Origin of the sequence: Bradyrhizobium sp. 141 (assembly GCF_023074055.1) — a bacterium.
Taxonomy (GTDB): Bacteria; Pseudomonadota; Alphaproteobacteria; order Rhizobiales; family Xanthobacteraceae; genus Bradyrhizobium.
Map to the genome: position 1 here is coordinate 75,357 of NZ_JADPKR010000018.1, position 20,951 is coordinate 96,307.

Genomic DNA, 20,951 nt, shown 5'->3' on the forward strand with positions numbered 1-20,951 from the left:
TTGATTTTTTGTCTCGCCAAGGTCCGGACGAAGCCAACCGGAGGGATTCCGTCCGACTTCCTAAACGGCTTCTTAAGTGGGCCCTCCTATGATCGCGCCCGGACGCATCCCATGTCCGCCATTTTACCGTGCATTACCCGGGCGCATGAGCCAGACATCGATCGAGCGGCTGAGGGAATATCTCGCGCAGCTCCCGCCGCAGGCGCAGGCCCTGCTGATGCGGGAGTTCGAGCGCGCGCTGGAGCGCGGCCAGGACACGGCTGTCGCGACCCTCGTACTCGATCAGTTGCGCAAGATCGTCCGCAAGACCGAAGCCGACGAGGCCGCGCCGCCGCGTACGGACGATCTGTCGCGGCTGCTGTTCCAGGTGTTGGAACCGTTCCTGGTCGAGGCGGTCGCCCCGAGCCGGGTCGGGCAGATCCGCCGCTCCTCGCTGCATCCGATCTGGCAATGGCTCGGCCGCGACGGCGCCCCGGACAAGGTGAAGGAATTCGAGGCGGCGCTGGCTCGCATGCCGGCAGATAGTGTGGGACAGGTCGAGGCGCTGGCCTCGAAGCTCCAAGCGGTGGCTACGGACGCCATTTTCGAGCTGACGGGTCCCGGCGGCGGCGACAAGTCGCGCGCGTTGGCCCGGGTCGGCCCGCCCAACGTGATCGAGGACCTCTATTCGATCGGCGCGGTGCTTCAGGTCCGGGAGGCCATCGCCAGCCTGAACGAGAAGCTGCCGCGCACCTTGCGCGCTTTCGGCGATTCCCAGATCGCCTCGGTGACGTCGGCGCTCAACATTCCGGTGCTCCAGACCCCGCAGATGCTACCCTTCGCGCTGTCGATCGTGGTGCAGCGGATGACCGCCCCGTGGCAGATCATTCGCCTTGCCATCAAGATTGCTGCGTCCGACGACGAGATCCGCGTCGCGGCGACGCCCTATGGCGTCGCCGTCACGATCGCGCTGCACGATCTGTCCTGTGTTGCCGCCACCCTGCGCATGGACATCAAGCGCGGCCATTTCGACAACGTTGCCGGCAATCTCAAGGCGTTGCACGACGGCGTGCGCGGCCTGCGCACCGAGCTCGACCTGCGCAACGATTCCGCCTGGGGAAAGCAGTTGACCTCGATCCGGGCCGACATCTCCAATGCACTGCAATCCGAGATCGACAGCGTTCCCGGCCGCGTTCGCCGTATCCTGCGCCAGCGCCCGGAGAAGGACATTCCGCCGGGCGCGCGGATCGATACCACTGAGGTCGAGGAAACCGTGGCGCTGATCGATTTCGTCGCGACCTGCCGCAACTATGCGAGTGAGCTTGCGATCAACGAAGTGACGCTGCGCACCTATTCCGACCTCCAGCAATATGTCGAACGCTCAACCGAGCAATTGGTGCAGTCGTTGCGCGCCGCCGATCACAAGGTCCGCACCTATCGGCAACAGCAGGTGCAGGCCGCGATCCGCTTCTGCCAGGTGCTGTTCGGCGATGATTACGCCTCGCTGATGAGCCGGGCCGCGGAGAACGCAGCGACCGGCGAGCGCAAATCGTCGCGCGCAAGCTAACTCAAGCGCATATTTCGTGATCACAATTTGTGGTTGACGGTGCCGGTTGCGCGCCGTACGGTCCCCGCGCAAGTCCGGGGACCTTCTATTTGTGGGCGCATGAAACCCGTTATCAGCTCCATCGAAATTGAGAACCGCGTCATTGTTGCCAAGTATCAAAGATTGATGGTCGGCGCCAAGGTGGTGGTGGTCGAGAAGGCAAGCGGTCGGCAACTCTCCGAGACGATCACGAGGGTTGCATCTCCGGTTCCGGTCGGTGCGCTGCGCATCAAATTGCCGGATGCAGTCCGGCCGGGAACATACTTCCTGAAGGCCTTCAACGGGCACGGCGAAGACGCCGCGCAAAGCGCGGAGTTCGAAATCGGCTAAGCCGTTGGATTTTCACCGTTTCGGGACTGTGTGCGGTCGCGCCGAATTGACAATTGTCAATTGCCGCATCGTCCGGCCGTGGTGTAAAGCCACCTATGGGCGCGGTTCGTGCGCTGCCGGAAGCTTGCCAGATGACGCTATGGTTCGTGTTCGCGCTGATGACGGTCGCGGCGATTTTCGCCGTGCTCTTGCCGCTTGGCCGCAACGGACGCCCGCAAGTCCAGGGCAGCGAGGTCGCGGTTTACAAGGACCAGTTGGCCGAGATCGAGCGTGATCTCGCCGCAGGCTCGATCCCCGCGCCGGACGCCGAGGCAGCGCGGGTCGAGATCAGCCGCAGGCTGCTCGCCGCGGCCGCCAGCGAGCCCGCTGTGGCGCCGACGTCGAATCTCAAATGGCGCCGCGTGGCGGCCGTGCTGGCGCTCGCCGGCCTGCCGCTCGTTGCGATCGGCGTCTACATGCCGCTCGGCTCGCCCCGGCTTGAGGACTTTCCCCTGGCGGAGCGGGAGCGCGGATCCGGGTCCGGCATGGTGCAGTCGCTCGAGAATCTCGTCGCGCAGGTCCAGGACCATCTGGAGAAGAATCCGACCGACGGGCGCGGCTGGAACGTGCTCGCGCCGGTGCTGGAGCGGCTCGGCCGTTTCGACGACGCGGTGCGCGCCTATCGCAACTCGCTGACCTACAATGGCGAGAACGCGGAGCGCCGGTCCGATCTCGGCGAAGCGCTCTCGGCCGCCGCCGGCGGTGTGGTGACCGCCGAGGCCAAGACTGAATTCGAGCGTGCACACGCCCTGAACGCTGACGATCCCAAGGCGAACTACTTCCTCGGCCTCGCCGCCGAGCAGGACGGCCGCAAGGACGATGCCGCCACGATCTGGCGCGGGCTGCTTGCGAGGGCGCCCGCGGATGCGCCGTGGCGTGCCCTGGTGCAATCCTCGCTGGCGCGGGTCGGTGGCGGCGGCACGATGCCGGCGCTGTCCGATGAAACGATTGCCGCTTCCAAGGATATGGCCGAAGGCGATCGCAACGCGATGGTGCGCGGCATGGTCGAACGTCTGGCCACCCGGTTGAAGCAGAACGGCGACGACGTCGAGAGTTGGCTGCGCCTGGTGCGCGCCTATCTCGTGATGGGCGACCGGGACAAGGCCGTGGGAGCATCGGCCGATGCCCGGCAGGCGGTTGCCAGCGACGCCGAGCGGCTTCGCCAGCTCAACGAAGGCCTCAGGACTCTCGGGCTCGGCGGATGACGATGTCGGGACGAGACGAGCGGAGAATTGATACGCCATGACGCGCAAGCAGCGACGTATGACCATCATCGGCGGCTCGATCGCCGTGCTCGCGCTCGCGGCCGCGCTGGTGCTCAACGCACTTCGCGACTCCATCGTGTTCTTTTCGACGCCAACCATGGTCGCCGAGAAGCACGTCGAGCCTGGCAAGCGGTTTCGCCTCGGTGGGCTGGTGCAGCCCGGCTCGCTCCAGCGCGGCGACAATCTCGCGGTGACCTTCGAGGTCGCTGACGGTGGCGCCAAGCTTCCGGTGGCCTATAAGGGCATCCTGCCCGACCTGTTCCGCGAAGGGCAGGGCGTCGTCGCCGAAGGCGCGCTCGACGCCAACGGCGTCTTCAAGGCCGATACCGTGCTTGCCAAGCACGACGAAACTTATATGCCCAAGGACGTCGCCGATGCCCTGAAGAAGCAGGGGCACTGGAAGGACGATTACGACCCCAAAGCTTCGGGCGGCAGCAAGCCTCAAGCCACGACGGCGCAGGGCAATCCGCAGGGAGCGGTGCGGTGATCGCGGAATCAGGACATTACGCGCTTGTGCTGGCGCTTGGGCTCGCACTGATCCAGTCGATCGTGCCGTTGATCGGTGCGCGTCTGCGCGATGCCGCGCTGATGAACGTGGCGCGCTCCACGGCGCTGGCGCAGCTCCTGTTCGTCGGCGCCTCGTTCGTAGCTCTCGTCATGCTGCACGTGAACTCGGACTTCTCCGTCGCCAACGTCTACGAGAACTCCCACTCGATGAAGCCGTTGCTCTACAAGATCACGGGCGTTTGGGGAAACCATGAAGGCTCGATGCTGCTGTGGGTGTCGATCCTCGCGTTGTTCGGCGGGCTGGTCGCGGCTTTCGGCAATAATCTGCCGCTGTCGCTGCGCGCGCATGTGTTGGCCGTCCAGGCCTGGGTCGCCAGCGCCTTCTACCTCTTCATCCTCGTGACATCGAATCCGTTCCTGCGCATCGCGAGCCCGCCGATCGAGGGACGCGATCTCAATCCGGTGCTCCAGGACATCGGGCTCGCAGTGCATCCGCCGATGCTCTATCTCGGCTATGTCGGTTTCTCGATCTCGTTCTCCTTCGCGATCGCGGCGCTGATGGAGGGACGGATCGACGCGGCCTGGGCGCGCTGGGTGCGGCCGTGGACGCTGGTCGCCTGGATCTTTCTGACACTCGGCATCGCCATGGGGTCGTACTGGGCCTATTACGAACTCGGTTGGGGCGGCTGGTGGTTCTGGGATCCGGTCGAGAACGCCTCGCTGATGCCGTGGCTCTCCGGCACCGCGCTGTTGCATTCCGCTCTGGTGATGGAGAAGCGCAACGCGCTGAAGGTCTGGACCATCCTGTTGTCGATCCTGACCTTCTCGCTGTCGCTGCTCGGCACCTTCCTGGTGCGCTCGGGCGTCATCACCTCGGTGCACGCATTCGCCACCGATCCCACCCGTGGCGTGTTCATTCTGCTGATCCTCTGCCTGTTCATCGGCGGCAGCCTGGCGCTGTTCGCGGGCCGTGCCACCTCGTTGAAGCAGGGCGGCCTGTTCGCGCCGATTTCGCGCGAGGGCGCGCTGGTCCTGAACAATCTGCTGCTCACGGTCGCCTGCGCGGTCGTGCTGTTCGGCACGCTCTATCCGCTGGCGATGGAGATGCTCGCCGACTTCAAGATGTCGGTCGGTGCGCCCTTCTACAACCTCACCTTCGCGCCGCTATTTACCCTGTTGCTGCTTGCCGTGCCATTCGGGCCGATGCTGGCATGGAAACGCGGCGATCTGCTCGGCGTGACGCAACGCCTGCTCGCGGCAGGCGTTGCCGGCCTTGTTGCCGTCGCCATCGTCTGGGGCTGGGCGCGTGGCGGCAGTGCGTTGGCGCCGCTGGCGATCGGGCTTGGCATCTTCGTCATCGCCGGCGCTGTCACCGACATCGTCGAGCGGACCGGCCTCGTGCGGCTGCCGTTCGCAACGGCGCTGCACAGGGCGCGCGGCCTGCCGCGCTCGGCCTGGGGCTCGGCGCTTGCGCATGCCGGCCTCGGCGTCGCGCTGATCGGGATCGTTTGCGAGACCACATGGAACAGCGAACATATCGCGACGATGAAGCAGAACGACGTCGCCCAGATCGCCGGCTTCGACGTCAAGCTCGACGGGTTGCTTCAGCGTCAGGGCCCGAACTACCGCGAGATGATCGCCGAGTTCAACGTCAGCCGTGATGGCGAGACCCTCAGCGTCATGACGCCCTCCAAGCGCAGCTTCACCACTCGCGGCTCGTCAACCACCGAGGCCGCGCTGCTGACGCGCGGGGCGAGCCAGCTCTACATTTCACTCGGCGACGCCACCGCCGAGGGCGCCATCGCCGTGCGCATCTATCACAAGCCGCTGGTGCTCCTGATCTGGTGGGGGCCGGTGTTGATGGCGTTCGGCGGCGTGCTGTCCCTATCCGACCGGCGCTTGCGGGTCGGCGCGCCGAAGCCGGCGCGGGCCAAGCAGCGCCTTCAGCCGGCGGAGTGATCCGATGCGCCGGATGATGGCCGCCTTCGCCCTGCTGATGCTGCTGGCTCTGCCTGCGGCGCACGCGGTGCAGCCCGACGAGATCATGTCGGACCCCGCCAAGGAAGCCCGTGCGCGCGAACTGTCGCGCGAGCTTCGCTGCATGGTTTGCCAGAACCAGTCGATCGACGATTCCGATGCGCCGCTGGCGCGCGATCTGCGGCTCTTGGTGCGCGAGCGCATCGGCGCCGGCGACAGCAACTCGCAGGTGCTCGACTTCCTGGTCGCGCGCTACGGCGAGTTCGTGCTGCTGAAACCACGCTTCGAGCGTCAGAACCTGCTGCTGTGGCTGCTCGGGCCGCTGCTGCTGATCGGGGGCGGCCTGGCGCTGTGGCTGCAAATCCGGCGTCGCGCGCGAAGCGGTGCAGATGTACCAGCACCGCCGCTCTCGCCCGACGAGAAGGCGCGGCTCGCTGCGTTGATGTCGGACGAAGCCAAATCTTCCTAGCGACGTGACGTCGTCCTGGTAGCGCAACGCTACGTAGCGGCCGTTAGCGCGTGCTTCATGCTATATTGACCTTTGTCTGGAACCTTGTCGCGACATTCGATTCCAGACTCTGAGTGCCCGATGTTCGCGAACAGCAATCTGACGATCCGCTTCCTGGTTGGCGCCGTCGTCGCTGCATTATTGTTCCTGCTGGGCATCGGCGGCGGCACCGGCTTCATTGCGGTGCTCTATCTCAACAACGAGATTACCAGCCTGTCCTCGGACTTTGCCGCGCTGAGCGGCCCCGTGCGCGACCATGCCATGCAGATCTATCAGCAGGCGCAAACCGCGTTCTCGTACTTCCTGATCGCCTGCGGCGTGATCGCCATCGTCGCCGTCGCGATCTGCCTCACCACCTGGTTCGCCGTGCGCAACGGCATCCTCAGTCCCCTGGCGGCGATCGTGCATGCCATGCGCGAGGTCGCCAACCAGAAATTCGAGACGCCCGTGCCGGGCCTCGGCCGCACCAACGAGATCGGCCTGCTCGCCGGTGCGCTGGAGGTGTTCAAGACCAACGGCCTCGAGCGGCGCCACCTCACCGAACGGCAGCTGCGTGAAGCGCAGCACCAGGCCGAGCGATCGAAATTCCTGGACGACCGGATCAAGCGCTTCAACGATCTCGTCGCCAGCGTCGTCGACAGCGTGGCGTCATCGGCCGTGCATCTGAAGAGCAACGCCGAGACGCTGTCGCGGACGGCCAACGACACCAGCACCAAGGCCAATGCGGTCGCGAGCGCCGCGAGCCAGGCCAGCGCCAGCGTGCAGACGGTCGCAGGTTCTGCCGGGGAGATGACGAATTCGATCGGCACCATCAGCCGCCGCGTCACGGATGCGACCCAGCGCGCCGAGGGCGCGGCGGAGCAGGCGGAGAAGAGTCGTGACACCATCCACACGCTGTCGGACGCAGCAGACAAGATCGGCGAGGTCGTGCAGCTCGTGCAGGCGATCGCTTCGCAGACCAATCTCCTGGCGCTGAACGCCACCATCGAGGCGGCACGGGCAGGGGAGGCCGGCAAGGGGTTTGCGGTGGTCGCCTCCGAGGTCAAGAATCTGGCGCATCAGACCAGCAAGGCGACCGAGGAGATCACCTCCCATGTCGCCAGCATTCAAGGCATCACCGCGGAGACGCGCGGCGCGATCGACGGCATTTCCAGGACGCTGTCGGAGATCTCGTCCATCATGTCCGGCATCGAGGTCGACACCGCCCAGCAGCGCAACGCCACGCAGGAGATCACGCGCAGCGCCCAGGACGCCGCGCGTGGAACCCTCGACGTCTCCAATCATATCGTCCAGATCACCTCGACCTCCGCGGAGACCGGCCGCATGGCCGCCGAGGCGCGGGATTCCGCGGTCGACCTGTCGCAGCAAGCCGAAACCTTGAAGCGCGAGGTCGACGAGTTCATCGTCAGCGTCAGGGCGAGCTGATCATTCAAGAAAATCGCGCTTGCACGCTGTTGCGGGAACTCGATTAAGTTCCTGTAAGGCCACGATTTTCGGCCTGCGCTGAACTGCCGCATCCGCTCCGTCCCTTCATTACAAAAGTTTAACCCGCTCGCCAGCGCGCGGTAAGGCGGGAGCCCCCATCTTCAGGTCCGTAAGGCGCCGCCCTCAGGCACCAAATGGATTTCAAGGCCCTGGAGATCTCTGCATGACCGACCGTCCCGACCTCTCGAACCTCCCCTCCAACCGGCAGCCCCGCTCGGTCTTCTCAGCGCGCAAGATCGCGCTGATGGCCTCGGTCGTCGCCGGTCTCGGCGCGGCCGTCTATGGGTTCAGCCCGTCGACCTCGCCGGCCGACCTGTTCTCGAGCCCGGCGCATGCGCAGGTCAACAACGAGGTCCGGAAGGTCGAGCGTCCGGTCGGATTCGCCGACATCGTCGAGCGCGTGAAGCCGTCGGTGATCTCGGTGAAGGTCAACATGAAGGAGAAGACCGCGAGCAACGACGACGGCGATGATTCCTCCTCGCCGTTCCAGCCGGGCTCGCCGATGGAACGCTTCTTCCGCCGCTTCGGCGGTCCGGACGGCATCCCCGGTCTGAAGGGCGGCGGCCGTGGCCGCGTCGTGCAGGGCCAAGGCTCCGGCTTCTTCATCTCGGCCGACGGTTTCGCCGTGACCAACAACCACGTGGTCGACGGAGCCGACAAGGTCGAGGTCACCACCGACGACGGCAAGACCTACACCGCCAAGGTGATCGGTACCGACCAGCGCACCGACCTCGCTTTGATCAAGGTCGAGGGCAGCTCGAGCTTCCCGTTCGCCAAGCTCGCCGACGCCAAGCCGCGGATCGGCGACTGGGTGCTCGCCGTTGGCAATCCCTTCGGCCTCGGCGGCACCGTGACCGCGGGCATCGTTTCGGCGAGCGGCCGCGACATCGGCAATGGTCCCTATGACGATTTCATCCAGATCGACGCGCCCGTGAACAAGGGCAATTCCGGCGGTCCGGCCTTCGATACCAACGGCGAGGTGATGGGCGTCAACACCGCGATTTACTCGCCCTCCGGCGGCAGCGTCGGCATCGCGTTCTCGATCCCGGCGAGCACTGTGAAGAGCGTGGTCGCCCAGCTCAAGGACAAGGGCTCGGTCAGCCGCGGCTGGATCGGCGTGCAGATTCAGCCCGTCACGTCCGACATCGCCGACAGCCTCGGCATGAAGAAGGCCGAAGGCGCGCTGGTGGCGGAGCCGCAGGCCAACGGTCCGGCGGCGAAGGCGGGCATCGAGTCCGGCGACGTCATCACGTCGGTCAACGGCGAATCCGTCAAGGACGCCCGCGAGCTTGCCCGCACCATCGGCGGCATGGCGCCCGGCGCGACCGTGAAGCTCAACGTGCTGCACAAGGGCCAGGACAAGGTCATCAACCTCACCCTCGGCCAGCTGCCGAACACGGTGGAAGCCAAGGCCGACACTGACACTGACAGCGGCAAGGGTGCGAGCAAGGGCACCGACGTGCCCAAGCTCGGCATGACCGTCGCACCCGCCAATTCCGTGGCCGGCGCTGGCAAGGAAGGCGTCGTGGTCACCGAAGTCGATCCGAAGAGCGCCGCGGCCGAACGCGGCTTCAAGGAAGGCGACGTGATTCTCGAAGTCGGCGGCAAGAGCGTCGCTACCGCCGGCGAAGTCCGCGATGCCATCAATACGGCGCGGACCGACAACAAGAACAGCGTCCTGATGCGCGTGAAGAGCGGCGGCCAGTCGCGCTTCGTCGCCGTGCCCATCGCCAAGGGGTAAGCCTCAGGAGGCTCTTGAGATGAAGGGTGTCGTCGGCATCAGTCGCCCCCGCCGCCGGCGCCCTTCGGGGAAGCAGCGTAAATTTCGCTTCCCCAATCTACCTTCCGGTGGAATTACGCCCCCCTCCGTCGGAAGGCCTAGGGCGGTGGAGTCCCCCAGCTTCACCGCCCGCCTTTTTCTCGATGCCAGAGTCTCCCCCTCGGCTTGCATGCGATTGCCGCTCGCGCCATGTTTAGAGAAGGTTGACCTCCTTGACCGCCGCCGAACGCACGATGCGCCTCCTCATCATCGAAGACGACCGCGAATCCGCCGACTACCTCGTGAAGGCGTTTCGCGAAGTCGGACACATTGCCGATCACGCCGCCGACGGCGAGGAGGGCCTCGCCATGGCCGAGAACGGCGATTATGACGTGCTGGTGGTCGATCGCATGCTGCCCAAGCGCGACGGCCTGTCGCTGATCGGCGCGCTGCGCGACAAGGGGAACACGGCGCCGGTGCTGATTCTCTCCGCGCTCGGACAAGTCGACGACCGCATCAAGGGCCTGCGTGCCGGCGGCGACGACTATCTGCCAAAACCCTATTCCTTCGCCGAGCTCCTGGCCCGGGTCGAGGTGCTGTCGCGCCGCCGCGGCGGTCCCGCCGAGGACACGCTCTACCGCGTCGGCGATCTCGAACTCGACCGGCTCTCCCACCGCGTCGCCCGCGGCAAGGACGAGCTGACGCTGCAGCCGCGTGAATTCCGCCTGCTCGAATATCTCATGAAGCATGCCGGACAGGTGGTGACGCGTACCATGCTGCTGGAGAACGTCTGGGACTATCATTTCGATCCGCAGACCAACGTGATCGACGTGCACATTTCGCGGCTGCGCTCCAAGATCGACAAGGGTTTTGAGCGGCCGCTGCTGCACACGATCCGCGGCGCCGGGTACATGATCCGTGACGGCATTCGGTAAACTCGTCCGCACCACGGCGTTCCGGCTCACGCTGGTCTATCTGCTGCTGTTCGCGATGTTCGCGGCGTCGCTGCTGGCCTATTTCGCCTGGAATACGCGGCGGCTGATCACTGAAGAGATCACGCAGACGGTCAATGCCGAGACCTCGGAGATCTCCGAGATCTACGGCCGCCGCGGCCTGCGCGGCCTGGTGCTCGCGATCGAGTACCGGGCGCTGCGGCCGGGCGCTAACCTCTATCTCGTGACCACGCCGACCGGGCAGGCGATTGCCGGCAATGTCGGCTCGCTGGCGCCCGGCGTGATGGCGACGCGCGGCTGGTCGGAGACCGCCTACCGGCGCATCGAGGACGCGGATGACCGCGACCATCGTGCGCTGGTGCGCGTCACCGAATTGGAAAATGGCTTCCGACTCCTGATCGGCCGCGACCTTGCCGAGCGACGGCGGCTGTTCGGCATCGTCGCCAAGGCCGCGCAATGGTCGGTCCTGATCGTCGTGGTGCTCGGCCTCGGCGGCGGCGTCTTCGTCGCGCGCCGCGTGCTCCGACGCATCGACGCCATGACGGGGACCGCGCAGCGCATCATGACCGGCGATCTCAGCGAGCGCCTGCCGGTCGGGCGCAGCGGCGACGAGCTCGATCGCCTCGCCGAAAACCTCAATGCCATGCTGGAGCGGATCGAGGCGCTGATGGCGGGGCTGAAGGAGGTCTCCGACAACATCGCCCATGATCTCAAGACGCCGCTGACGCGGTTGCGCAACCGCGCCGAGGAGGCGCTGGCGAAATCGGGCTGCGAGGCCGATTACCGGGCGGCACTGGAGCGGACCATCGAGGAATCCGACGGTCTCATCCGCACCTTCAACGCGCTCCTGATGATCGCGCGCGCCGAGTCCGGACAGGCGCGCGGCAACATGGATGATTTCGACGCCGCCGAGGTCGCGGGTGGCATCCACGAGCTCTACGAGCCGCTCGCCGAGGACGACGGCATGACCTTGAAGGTCAGGGCCGAGCCGGCACCGGTTCACGCCAATCGCGAATTGATCAGCCAGGCGCTGGCCAATCTGGTCGAGAATGCGATCAAATATGGCAAGCCGGTCGCGCAGACTGGCGGAACCGTGGTCAGCATGGATTCCAGGCCGATCACGATCGAGGCCAGGCGCGACGGCGACCAGGTGCTGCTCAGCGTCACCGATCGCGGCCCCGGCATCCCCGAGGCCGACCGCAAGCATGCCGTCGAGCGATTCGTGCGGCTGGAAGCCAGTCGCACGCTGCCGGGCTCCGGTCTTGGCCTCAGCCTCGCCTCCGCGGTTGCGACATTGCACGGCGGCGAATTGCGGCTGGGCGACGCCCAGCCCGGTCTCGTCGCCACGCTTGTGCTGCCGGCGCGCGCCGGCGCCGGCGACAGGGTTGCTCCGCCAATACCGGATGTGCCACAGAAGGTGGCATGAACCACTCCGCGCCGGGAAACGCGGACAAGCATGGTGAGAGGCTGGCCGCGCGCTTTGCGGAAGCTCCCCATATTGCCGCTTCCACAACCGACGAACGACGTTTCGAAAGCTGGCTGAGCGAGCTCGAGCCGGCACAATCGGCCCGTCTCGAAGCGCTGCTGGCTCATCCCTTCGCGAGGGATATCCTGGCCGGTATCGCGGAATTCTCGCCCTATCTGTTCGATCTGGTGCGCGCCGATGTCTTGCGCCTGATCCGGCTGCTCGAATGCGATCCGGATTCGCATCTGACGGCGCTGATCGCGGAGGCGAGGGGCGCCGTGCTTGCGGCGGCGGATGAGGCGGAGGTGATGCGGCTGCTTCGCCGCATGAAAGCGGAGGCCGCGCTCCTGACTGCCTTGTGCGACATCGGCGGCGTATGGCCGGTGATGCGGGTGACGGCGGCGCTGACCGATGTCGCTGTGTCCTCGGTGCAGGCGGCGCTGCAATATCTGCTGCGGCAGGAAGCCGCACGCGGCAAGCTCTCGCCGCCCAATCCCGAGGCGCCCGAAGAGGGCTGTGGGCTGATCGTGCTCGCCATGGGCAAGATGGGCGCGGGCGAGCTGAACTATTCCAGCGACATCGATCTCATCGTGTTCTTCGATCCCGATGCGACGACGCTGGCAGCGGACATCGAGCCGCAGCCGTTCTTCGTCCGGGTCACGCAAGGCATGGCGCGTATCCTGCAGCAACGCACCTACGACGGCTACGTCTTCCGCGTCGATCTGCGTCTGCGGCCCGATCCGTCCTCGACGCAGGTGGCGATCTCGCGGGACGCGGCGCTGAACTATTATGAACGGGAAGGGCGCACCTGGGAGCGCGCCGCGATGATCAAGGCGCGCGCCTGCGCCGGCGATTCCAGGGCGGGCGAGGCGTTGCTCGCCGAGATCGCGCCGTTCGTCTGGCGCAAGCATCTCGACTTCGCTGCGCTCGCCGACGTCCACGACATGAAGCGGCAGATGCAGACCTATCGCGGCCAGAGCGAGGTCGCGGTGGAGGGACACAACGTCAAGGTCGGCCGCGGCGGCATCCGCGAGATCGAGTTTTTTGCCCAGACCCAGCAATTGATCGCCGGCGGCCGTCATCCGGAATTGCGGGTGCGGCCGACGCTTAGCGCGCTCGACATTCTCGCCTCCAGCAACTGGATCACCTCCGCTGCGCGCGACGAATTGACCAGGGCGTACGAATTCCTGCGCCGGGTCGAGCATCGCATTCAGATGATTGCCGACGAGCAGACCCATACGCTGCCCGAAGACAAGGAAGCGGTCGAGCGTTTCGCGCGCTTCTTCGGTTATCCGGATCGCGAAGCCTTTGCGAGCGACCTGCTGCGGCAGCTCAAGATCGTGCAGGGGCACTACGAAAAACTGTTCGAGGGCGACGATCCGACCGGGACGGCCAAGCTGCCGGCGCTCGACTACAGTGCAGGTCCCGACGATCCGCGCCTGCTCCAGCACCTGGCGACGCTCGGCTTCAAGAAGCCGGCCGCCCTGGCGCAGACGGTACGCGACTGGGTCACCGGCGAGTATCGCGTGTTCCGCAATGAGGCGACGCGGAACGCCTTCGTCGAATTTGTGCCGGCCCTGATCGACGGCCTTGCCCATGCCGAGGAGCCGGATCGCGCCGCCGTGGCGTTCGATCATTTTCTCGGTGCGCTCCAGCGCGGCGGCCGGTTGATCACGCTGCTCGGCCAGAACCGTGATCTCGTCGCGCTGGTGGCGCTGGTGTTGGGCGCAGCGCCCCGGCTCGGAGAGATGCTGGCACGGCAGCCGCAGCTCATGGACGGCCTGATCGATCCGCGCTTCTTCGGCGCCATGCCGGACCGGCAGGAATTATCGGGACGGTTAGCTGCGACCGTGCAGGATGCCGGCTCCTACGAGGAGTTCCTCGATCGCCTGCGCCTGTTCGGGCAGGAGAGCCTGTTCCTGATCGGCACGCGGATCCTGTCCGGCACCGTCTCGGCGCAGCAGGCGAGCACGGCCTTTGCCGACGTCGCCGAAGGCATCGTCCACACCGTGCACGGCCTCGTCGCCGAACGCTTCGCCGCCCAGCACGGCCGCATCCAGGGCCAGGAGACCGCGATCATCGCGATGGGCCGGCTCGGCAGCCGCGAAATGACGGCCTCGTCCGATCTCGACCTGATCCTGCTCTACGATTTCGACAGCGACAATCCTGACTCCGATGGGGCGAGGTCGCTACAGGGCGCGCATTACTTTGCCCGCTTGACCCAGCGCCTGATCAGCGCGTTCACGACGCGCACCAATTACGGCGTGCTCTACGAGATCGACATGCGGCTACGGCCCTCGGGACGCGCCGGCCCCGTGGCCTCGAGCCTCGTCTCGTTCGCCGACTACCAGGCCAACGAGGCCTGGACCTGGGAGCATATGGCGCTGACCCGCGCCCGCGTGGTGTCGGCCTCGCCCGAATTTCGGGAACGGATCGAGCGGGTCATCCGCGACGTCCTGACCCGCCGCCGCGATCCCGGAATCACCGCCAACGACGTCGCCGACATGCGGCGCGCGATCGCTCAGGAGAAGGGCGAGGCCGATTGCTGGGATCTCAAATACGCCGCCGGCGGCATGGTCGATATCGACTTCATCGCGCAATATCTCCAGCTCGTGCACGCGCACGACAAGCCTGAGATCCTCGACGTCAGCACCATGCAGGTGCTGGAGAACGCATGCAGGCTCGGCGTGCTCCCGCAGTCGGAGACCGAGATCTTGCGTGCGGCGGCACGGCTCTATCACGACCTGACGCAGATCCTGCGGCTCTGCGTCAGCGACCGTTTCAAGCCGGAAACCGCCGGCACCGATCTGCAGCACGTGATGGCGCGGGCCGGCGACGCCCCGGACTTCTCGTCGCTGGAGGCGCGCGTGAAGGAGACGCAGAGCGAGGTGCGGCGCGTGTTCAGGGCGCTACTGGAAGAGGCGTAGCCTGCTTCAGCGAGGCGATCGCCTCCCGGACATCAGGCTCGAGGCCCGCGCCGCCGGCATCGAGATGCGCGAAGATCGCGTGCTTCATCCTGGGATCCCAGAATTTCTTGATGTGTTCGGCAATCCCCGGCACGGCCTTGCCGTGGCCCTGGCTGCGGAAGAACGTGCCGATCTGGTTGGCCATGTAGATCAGGCGGTCAGGCGACATCGGCAACCTCCGTGGCATGGCGAGCCGCGATCCGGCTGCCGTGCGTAAATATCTCGAATCCGTCCTGTCGGGCGATTGCGATCAGCGTAATGCCGGCGGCTTCCGCGGTGCGCACTGCGAGCGCGGTCGGCGCGGAGACCGCGATCATCACCGGGGCGCCGATCGCGGCCGCCTTCTGCACCATCTCGACCGAGACGCGGCTCGTCAGCAACACCATGCCGCCGCGCGCATCCGTGCGGCTGCGTGCCAGCGAGCCCGCGAGCTTGTCCAGCGCGTTGTGGCGGCCGACGTCCTCGCGCAATGCGACGATGCTGCCGGCGGGGGACCAGAATGCGGCGGCGTGCACGGCGCGGGTCTGCAAATTGATCGATTGCAGCGGCGCGATGGCCTGCATCGCCGCCATGATCTCTTCCGGCGTGAAGCTCTGCCCCTGCGACACCACCGCCGCAGGCCGCACGGCTTCGGCGATGGACTCGATGCCGCAGATGCCGCAGCCGGTGGGGCCGGCGACATGGCGACGGCGCTCGCTGATGCGTGCGGCATCATCCGGCGCCAGCCACATCCTGAGCTCGATGCCGTCATCGAGGCGAACAACCTCGAGCGACTTGATGTCGTCGACTGACTTTATGATGCCTTCGCTCAGGCTGAAGCCGACGGCGAAGTCTTCCAGGTTTTGCGGCGTTCCCATCATCACGGCGTAGGTACCGCCATTGTAGGTCAGCGCCAGCGGCGTCTCCTCCGGAATGAATCGCGTTCCTTCGGACGCCACACCGTTGCGCCAGATTTCGCGATCGATCGCCTGGACCGGGACGTGCATGCCGTTACTCCGCGGCCTCGGCCGGCGCGATGCGACGCGATTGGCGCGCCTGCGCGTCATAGGCCTTCTGCCAGTCGGACGGGCCGTTCGAGGGCGACACCTGCACCGCCGTGACCTTGTATTCGGGACAATTGGTCGCCCAGTCCGAATATTCCGTCGTGATGACGTTGGCCTGCGTATCCGGATGGTGGAAGGTGGTGTAGACGACGCCGGGCGCGACACGGTCGGTGATCTCCGCACGCAACGTGGTCTCGCCGGCACGGCTCTTCAGCCGCACCCAGTCGCCCTCGCGCACGCCGCGCTGCTCGGCATCGTGGGGATGGATCTCGAGGCGATCCTCGGCATGCCACACCACGTTCTCGGTACGTCGGGTCTGGGCGCCGACATTGTACTGGCTGAGGATGCGGCCGGTGGTGAGCAGCAGGGGATAGCGCGGGCCGGTGCGCTCATCGGTTGCGACATACTCGGTCACGACGAACTTGCCCTTGCCGCGGACGAAGCCGTCGATATGCATCACCGGCGTGCCCTCGGGCGCCTTGTCGTTGCAGGGCCACTGCACTGAGCCGAGCTCGTCGAGCTTGGCGTAGGAGACGCCGGCAAAGGTCGGGGTGAGGGCTGCGATCTCGTCCATGATCTCGGACGGGTGGCTGTAGTTCATCTCGAAGCCCATCGCCTTGGCAAGGCCCATGGTGACCTCCCAGTCGGCCATGCCGTTCTTCGGTGTCATCACCTTGCGCACGCGCTGGATGCGCCGCTCGGCATTGGTGAAGGTGCCGTCCTTCTCGAGGAAGCTCGAGCCGGGCAGGAAGACATGGGCGTAGTTCGCGGTCTCGTTGAGGAAGAGGTCGTGGACGATGACGCATTCCATCGCCGACAGTGCCGCCACCACGTGGCTGGTGTTGGGGTCGGACTGGAGGATGTCCTCGCCCTGAACGTAGATCCCCATGAACGTGCCTTCGACCGCGGCATCGAACATGTTAGGGATGCGCAGGCCCGGCTCAGGATTGAGCTTGACGTTCCACAGCGCCTCGAACTGGTCGCGTACGGCATCACCGGAGATGTGGCGGTAGCCGGGCAGCTCGTGCGGGAACGAGCCCATGTCGCAGGAGCCCTGCACGTTGTTCTGCCCGCGCAGCGGGTTCACGCCGACGCCGGGACGACCGATATTGCCTGTGACCATCGCGAGGTTTGCGATCGCGATCACGGTGGTCGAGCCCTGGCTGTGCTCGGTGACGCCGAGGCCGTAATAGATCGCGCCGTTGCCGCCGGTCGCGTAGGTGCGGGCTGCTTCGCGAAGATCCTTCGGATTGACGCCGGTGAGGATGGCTGTGGCTTCCGGGCTGTTGTTCGGCTGGGCGACGAACGCCGCCCATTCCTCGAACTCGCTCCAGTCGCAGCGTTCACGCACGAAAGCCTCGTTGACGAGGCCTTCGGTCACGATCACATGCGCCAGCGCGGTCATGACGGCGACGTTGGTGCCCGGCATCAAGGGCAGGTGCAGCGCCTTCACATGCGGCGATTCCACCATCTCGGTGCGACGCGGATCGATCACGATCAGCTTGGCGCCCTGGCGCAGCCGCTTCTTCAGCCGCGAGGCGAACACCGGGTGAGCGGAGGCCGGATTGGCGCCGATGATCACGACGACATCGGTATCCTCGACCGAGTCGAAGTCCTGCGTCCCTGCTGACGTGCCGAAGGTGGTGGCGAGGCCATAGCCGGTCGGCGAATGGCAGACGCGGGCGCAGGTGTCGACATTGTTGTTGCCGAAGCCGGCGCGGATCAGCTTCTGCACCAGATAGGTTTCTTCGTTGGTGCAACGGGACGAGGTGATGCCGCCGATAGCGTCGCGGCCGTATTTTTTCTGGATGCCGCGCATCCTGGCGGCGGCGAACGAGAACGCTTCGTCCCACGACACTTCGCGCCAGGGATCCTCGATCCGCTCGCGGATCATCGGGTTGAGGATGCGTTCCTTGTGGTTGGTGTAGCCCCAGGCGAAGCGGCCCTTGACGCAGGAATGGCCGCGATTGGCCTTGCCGTCCTTGTACGGCACCATGCGCACGACTTCCTCGCCGCGCATCTCGGCCTTGAAGGTGCAGCCGACGCCGCAATAGGCGCAGGTGGTGACGACGGAGTGCTCGGGCTGGCCGATCTCGATCACGGATTTTTCGGTCAGCGTTGCGGTCGGGCAGGCCTGCACGCAGGCGCCGCACGAGACGCATTCGGAGCCGAGGAAGCTCTCGCTCATGCCCGGCGAGACGCGGCTGTCGAAGCCACGACCGGAGATGGTCAGCGCGAACGTGCCTTGCACCTCCTCGCAGGCGCGGACGCAGCGCGAGCAGACGATGCACTTGGAAGGATCGTAGGTGAAGTAGGGGTTGGACTCGTCCTTTGGCATCCAATGGTCGTTGGCGCAACCGTCCGACTTCGCGAAGACGTGGTTCTCGCCCTCATAGCCGTAGCGCACGTCGCGCAGACCGACTGCGCCGGCCATGTCCTGCAATTCGCAGTCGCCGTTCGCGCCGCAGGTGAGACAGTCGAGCGGATGGTCGGAGATGTAGAGCTCCATCACGCCCTTGCGCAGCTTCTTCAGCCGCTCGGTCTGGGTGTGGACGACGAGACCGTTCATGACAGGCGTGGTACAGGACGCCGGCGCGCCGGCGCGACCCTCGATCTCGACGAGGCAGAGACGGCAGGAGCCGAACGCGTCGACCATGTCGGTGGCGCAGAGCTTTGGAATCTGGTGGCCCGCGTCCATCGCGGCCCGCATGATGGAGGTGCCCTCGGGCACCGTGACCTCATTGCCGTCGATGGTCAGCGTCACCATCGTTTCCGATTTCGAGCGCGGCGTGCCGAAGTCGATTTCTTCGATCAGAGACATTGTCGTTCTCCTATTCCGCGGCCTGAAGCGTGGTCGGCGCTGGGACGAAATCCTCCCGGAAGTGCTTCAATGCGCTGAGCACAGGGTAGGGCGTGAAGCCGCCGAGCGCGCAGAGCGAGCCGAATTTCATGGTGTTGCAGAGGTCCTCGACGAGCGCGAGGTTTTCGCTCACGCGCTCGCCGTTGATGATCTTCTCGATGGTCTCGACGCCGCGGGTCGAGCCGATCCGGCACGGCGTGCACTTGCCGCAGGATTCGACGGCGCAGAACTCCATGGCGAAGCGCGCCTGCCTGCGCATGTCGACGCTGTCGTCGAACACGACGATGCCGCCATGGCCGATCAGGCCGTCGCGCGCGGCGAAGGCCTCGTAGTCGAACGGCGTGTCGAACAGCGCGCGCGGGAAATAGGCGCCGAGGGGCCCGCCGACCTGCACGGCGCGGACCGGGCGGCCCGTGAAGGTGCCGCCGCCGATGTCATCGACGAGCTCGCCGAGCGTCACGCCGAACGCGGTCTCGAACAGCCCGCCATGGCGGATATTGCCGGCGAGCTGGATCGGCATCGTGCCGCGGGAGCGGCCCATGCCGAAATCTGCATAGGCCTTGGCGCCTTCGGCGAGGATGAAGGGGATTGCCGCGAATGACAACACGTTGTTGATGACGGTCGGCTTGCCGAACAGTCCGTGATGCGCCGGCAGCGGCGGTTTGGCGCGCACGATGCCGCGGCGCCCTTCGAGGCTTTCCAGCAGCGAGGTCTCCTCGCCGCAGACATAGGCGCCGGCACCGACGCGGACTTCGAGATCGAAGCTGTACGTGGATCCGCCGATCTTGTCGCCGAGATAGCCGCTGCGCCTGGCGGCTACGATGGCGGCATTCATCGCCTCCACCGCGTGCGGATATTCGCTGCGGATGTAGATGTAGCCCTTGGTCGCGCCGACGGTGATGCCGGCGATGGTCATGCCCTCGATCACGAGGAAGGGATCGCCTTCCATGATCATGCGGTCAGCGAAGGTGCCGCTGTCACCTTCGTCGGCGTTGCAGACGATGAACTTGCGGTCGGCCTTGGCCTGCGCGACGGTCTTCCACTTGATGCCCGTCGGGAAGCCCGCGCCGCCGCGGCCGCGCAAGCCCGATGCCGTGACTTCGGTGAGGATGCCGTCCGAGCCGAGCGACAGGGCGCGCTCAAGTCCCTTGTAGCCGTCGTGCGCACGGTAGTCGTCGAGCGAGCGCGGATCGATCACGCCGCAGCGGGCGAAGGTGAGCCGGGTCTGACGCTTCAGCCAGGGGATTTCCTCGGTCGCCCCCAATCGCAGCAGATGCGGCGTGTTGCTGGCGAGCGCATCGAGCAGGGAGGGTACGTCGGTCTCGGTGACAGGGCCGAAGGCGATCCGGCCCTGCGGCGTTGCCACCTCGACCAGTGGCTCCAGCCAGTACATGCCGCGAGCCGGTCCTGACGATCTCGACGGCCACACCACGCTTCGCGGCGGTCTGCTCCAGCGCCAGCGCAACCTCGTCGGCGCCGACGGCCAGTGCACCGGCATCACGTGAGACGAATAGACGGATGCTCATCGCTGCGCCTCCGCGACCAGCGCATCGAGGCGCTTCTGATCGAGACGGCCGATCAGGCGGCCGTCGAGCATCGCGGACGGCGCCGTCGCGCACAGGCCGAGGCAGTAGATCGGCTCCAGCGTGACGCGATCATCGGCCGTGGTGTTGCCGAGCGACACGCCGAGCTTGGCTTCCGCGCGCGCAGCCAGCGCATCGCCGCCCGCGGCCTGGCAGGCCTCCGCACGGCAGAGCTTGAGCACATGACGGCCGGCCGGCTTGTGGCGGAAATCATGGTAGAACGTGAATACGCCATGGACTTCGGCGCGCGACAGATTGAGCGCTTGCGCCACCATGGGAATGGCCGCCTCCGGCACGTAGCCGAATGCCTCCTGCAGCGCGTGGAGGATGACCAGCGTCGCGCCCTCCTGGTTGGCATGTTCGGCGATGATTTCGGCGCCGCGCGTCTCGTCCCAAGGCCCGTAACTCGCTGTCATTCTTCGTTCTCAAATTGAGCGTTCCCTCGCCGCAAACTAGTTGGAATCATTCGAAGATCAATAAAGCTGTCCCGTGCGGCGATTGCGGATTCCGATCGATTGGCGAATGCGATCAAGCGATGCGAAATTGCAATTGAGGGCGTTCCGCAGCGCGTTTTTGCGTGTTTGGGAGAGCGCAGGCGTGCTAGCTTGCATGCCACGACAGAATTC

General features: G+C 65.9%; 15 protein-coding genes and 1 pseudogene. 11 read left to right on the forward strand and 5 right to left on the reverse strand.

Going from position 1 to position 20,951, the window contains the following annotated elements:
- Positions 1-145 precede the first annotated feature (145 nt).
- The 11 genes from IVA81_RS06385 to IVA81_RS06435 all read left to right on the forward strand — a co-directional run bounded on the left by IVA81_RS06385 (position 146) and on the right by IVA81_RS06435 (position 14,800).
- The gene (locus IVA81_RS06385; RefSeq protein WP_247313889.1) at positions 146-1,546 is read left to right on the forward strand and encodes a hypothetical protein; all 1,401 of its coding nucleotides are present in this window, start codon (positions 146-148) and stop codon (positions 1,544-1,546) included.
- A 99-nt stretch (positions 1,547-1,645) separates the two neighbouring features.
- A complete protein-coding gene (locus tag IVA81_RS06390) occupies positions 1,646-1,915 on the forward strand; it encodes a hypothetical protein (protein ID WP_247313894.1) in 270 nt (89 codons plus the stop codon).
- Between the two features lie 131 nt (positions 1,916-2,046).
- Positions 2,047-3,159, forward strand: a complete 1,113-nt coding sequence (gene ccmI / locus IVA81_RS06395) for a c-type cytochrome biogenesis protein CcmI (RefSeq protein ID WP_247313897.1) — start codon at positions 2,047-2,049, stop codon at positions 3,157-3,159.
- A 37-nt stretch (positions 3,160-3,196) separates the two neighbouring features.
- On the forward strand, positions 3,197-3,706 hold the full coding sequence (gene ccmE, locus IVA81_RS06400) for a cytochrome c maturation protein CcmE (protein ID WP_247313900.1): 510 nt from the start codon (positions 3,197-3,199) through the stop codon (positions 3,704-3,706).
- Positions 3,703-5,685, forward strand: coding sequence for a heme lyase CcmF/NrfE family subunit (locus tag IVA81_RS06405; protein ID WP_247313902.1), 1,983 nt, complete (start codon positions 3,703-3,705; stop codon positions 5,683-5,685). The genes ccmE and IVA81_RS06405 overlap by 4 nt, the downstream gene beginning before the upstream one ends.
- A 4-nt stretch (positions 5,686-5,689) precedes the next feature.
- Entirely contained in the window at positions 5,690-6,172 is a 483-nt protein-coding gene (locus tag IVA81_RS06410; protein WP_247313905.1) for a cytochrome c-type biogenesis protein, read from the forward strand.
- A 120-nt stretch (positions 6,173-6,292) separates the two neighbouring features.
- Positions 6,293-7,636: a methyl-accepting chemotaxis protein gene (locus IVA81_RS06415; RefSeq protein WP_247313907.1), complete on the forward strand. Its 1,344-nt coding sequence runs from the start codon at positions 6,293-6,295 to the stop codon at positions 7,634-7,636.
- Positions 7,637-7,859: 223 nt separating this feature from the next.
- The gene (locus IVA81_RS06420; RefSeq protein WP_247313909.1) at positions 7,860-9,437 is read left to right on the forward strand and encodes a Do family serine endopeptidase; all 1,578 of its coding nucleotides are present in this window, start codon (positions 7,860-7,862) and stop codon (positions 9,435-9,437) included.
- A gap of 272 nt (positions 9,438-9,709) precedes the next feature.
- The gene (locus IVA81_RS06425; RefSeq protein ID WP_039185038.1) at positions 9,710-10,390 is read left to right on the forward strand and encodes a response regulator transcription factor; all 681 of its coding nucleotides are present in this window, start codon (positions 9,710-9,712) and stop codon (positions 10,388-10,390) included.
- Positions 10,374-11,834, forward strand: coding sequence for an ATP-binding protein (locus tag IVA81_RS06430; protein WP_247313912.1), 1,461 nt, complete (start codon positions 10,374-10,376; stop codon positions 11,832-11,834). Before IVA81_RS06425 ends, IVA81_RS06430 begins: the two co-directional genes overlap by 17 nt.
- On the forward strand, positions 11,831-14,800 hold the full coding sequence (locus tag IVA81_RS06435; protein WP_247313914.1) for a bifunctional [glutamine synthetase] adenylyltransferase/[glutamine synthetase]-adenylyl-L-tyrosine phosphorylase: 2,970 nt from the start codon (positions 11,831-11,833) through the stop codon (positions 14,798-14,800). Before IVA81_RS06430 ends, IVA81_RS06435 begins: the two co-directional genes overlap by 4 nt.
- Here IVA81_RS06435 and IVA81_RS06440 read toward each other — a convergent pair.
- The 5 genes and pseudogenes from IVA81_RS06440 to IVA81_RS06460 form a co-directional block, all read right to left on the reverse strand.
- Entirely contained in the window at positions 14,775-15,008 is a 234-nt protein-coding gene (locus IVA81_RS06440; protein ID WP_247313916.1) for a formate dehydrogenase subunit delta, read from the reverse strand. The genes IVA81_RS06435 and IVA81_RS06440 overlap by 26 nt on opposite strands.
- The gene (fdhD, locus tag IVA81_RS06445; protein ID WP_247313918.1) at positions 14,998-15,825 is read right to left on the reverse strand and encodes a formate dehydrogenase accessory sulfurtransferase FdhD; all 828 of its coding nucleotides are present in this window, start codon (positions 15,823-15,825) and stop codon (positions 14,998-15,000) included. Before fdhD ends, IVA81_RS06440 begins: the two co-directional genes overlap by 11 nt.
- Positions 15,826-15,829: 4 nt before the next feature.
- Positions 15,830-18,703, reverse strand: coding sequence for a formate dehydrogenase subunit alpha (fdhF, locus tag IVA81_RS06450; protein ID WP_247313920.1), 2,874 nt, complete (start codon positions 18,701-18,703; stop codon positions 15,830-15,832).
- A gap of 10 nt (positions 18,704-18,713) precedes the next feature.
- Positions 18,714-20,268, reverse strand: a pseudogene (locus IVA81_RS06455) (NADH-quinone oxidoreductase subunit NuoF).
- Complete coding sequence (locus tag IVA81_RS06460; RefSeq protein ID WP_247313921.1) at positions 20,265-20,741, reverse strand: formate dehydrogenase subunit gamma; 477 nt, start codon at positions 20,739-20,741, stop codon at positions 20,265-20,267. Before IVA81_RS06460 ends, IVA81_RS06455 begins: the two are co-directional and overlap by 4 nt.
- Positions 20,742-20,951: the final 210 nt, after the last annotated feature.

Excerpts from the sequence above, each read along its gene's own strand:
- IVA81_RS06435 (WP_247313914.1), top strand. The coding sequence starts at position 11,831 with ATGAACCACTCCGCGCCGGGAAACGCGGACAAGCATGGTGAGAGGCTG.
- IVA81_RS06410 (WP_247313905.1), top strand. The coding sequence starts at position 5,690 with ATGCGCCGGATGATGGCCGCCTTCGCCCTGCTGATGCTGCTGGCTCTG.
- IVA81_RS06425 (WP_039185038.1), top strand. The coding sequence starts at position 9,710 with ATGCGCCTCCTCATCATCGAAGACGACCGCGAATCCGCCGACTACCTC.
- fdhF (WP_247313920.1), bottom strand. The coding sequence starts at position 18,703 with ATGTCTCTGATCGAAGAAATCGACTTCGGCACGCCGCGCTCGAAATCG.
- IVA81_RS06385 (WP_247313889.1), top strand. The coding sequence starts at position 146 with ATGAGCCAGACATCGATCGAGCGGCTGAGGGAATATCTCGCGCAGCTC.
- IVA81_RS06390 (WP_247313894.1), top strand. The coding sequence starts at position 1,646 with ATGAAACCCGTTATCAGCTCCATCGAAATTGAGAACCGCGTCATTGTT.
- ccmI (WP_247313897.1), top strand. The coding sequence starts at position 2,047 with ATGACGCTATGGTTCGTGTTCGCGCTGATGACGGTCGCGGCGATTTTC.
- ccmE (WP_247313900.1), top strand. The coding sequence starts at position 3,197 with ATGACGCGCAAGCAGCGACGTATGACCATCATCGGCGGCTCGATCGCC.
- IVA81_RS06415 (WP_247313907.1), top strand. The coding sequence starts at position 6,293 with ATGTTCGCGAACAGCAATCTGACGATCCGCTTCCTGGTTGGCGCCGTC.
- IVA81_RS06440 (WP_247313916.1), bottom strand. The coding sequence starts at position 15,008 with ATGTCGCCTGACCGCCTGATCTACATGGCCAACCAGATCGGCACGTTC.
- IVA81_RS06420 (WP_247313909.1), top strand. The coding sequence starts at position 7,860 with ATGACCGACCGTCCCGACCTCTCGAACCTCCCCTCCAACCGGCAGCCC.
- IVA81_RS06460 (WP_247313921.1), bottom strand. The coding sequence starts at position 20,741 with ATGACAGCGAGTTACGGGCCTTGGGACGAGACGCGCGGCGCCGAAATC.
- fdhD (WP_247313918.1), bottom strand. The coding sequence starts at position 15,825 with ATGCACGTCCCGGTCCAGGCGATCGATCGCGAAATCTGGCGCAACGGT.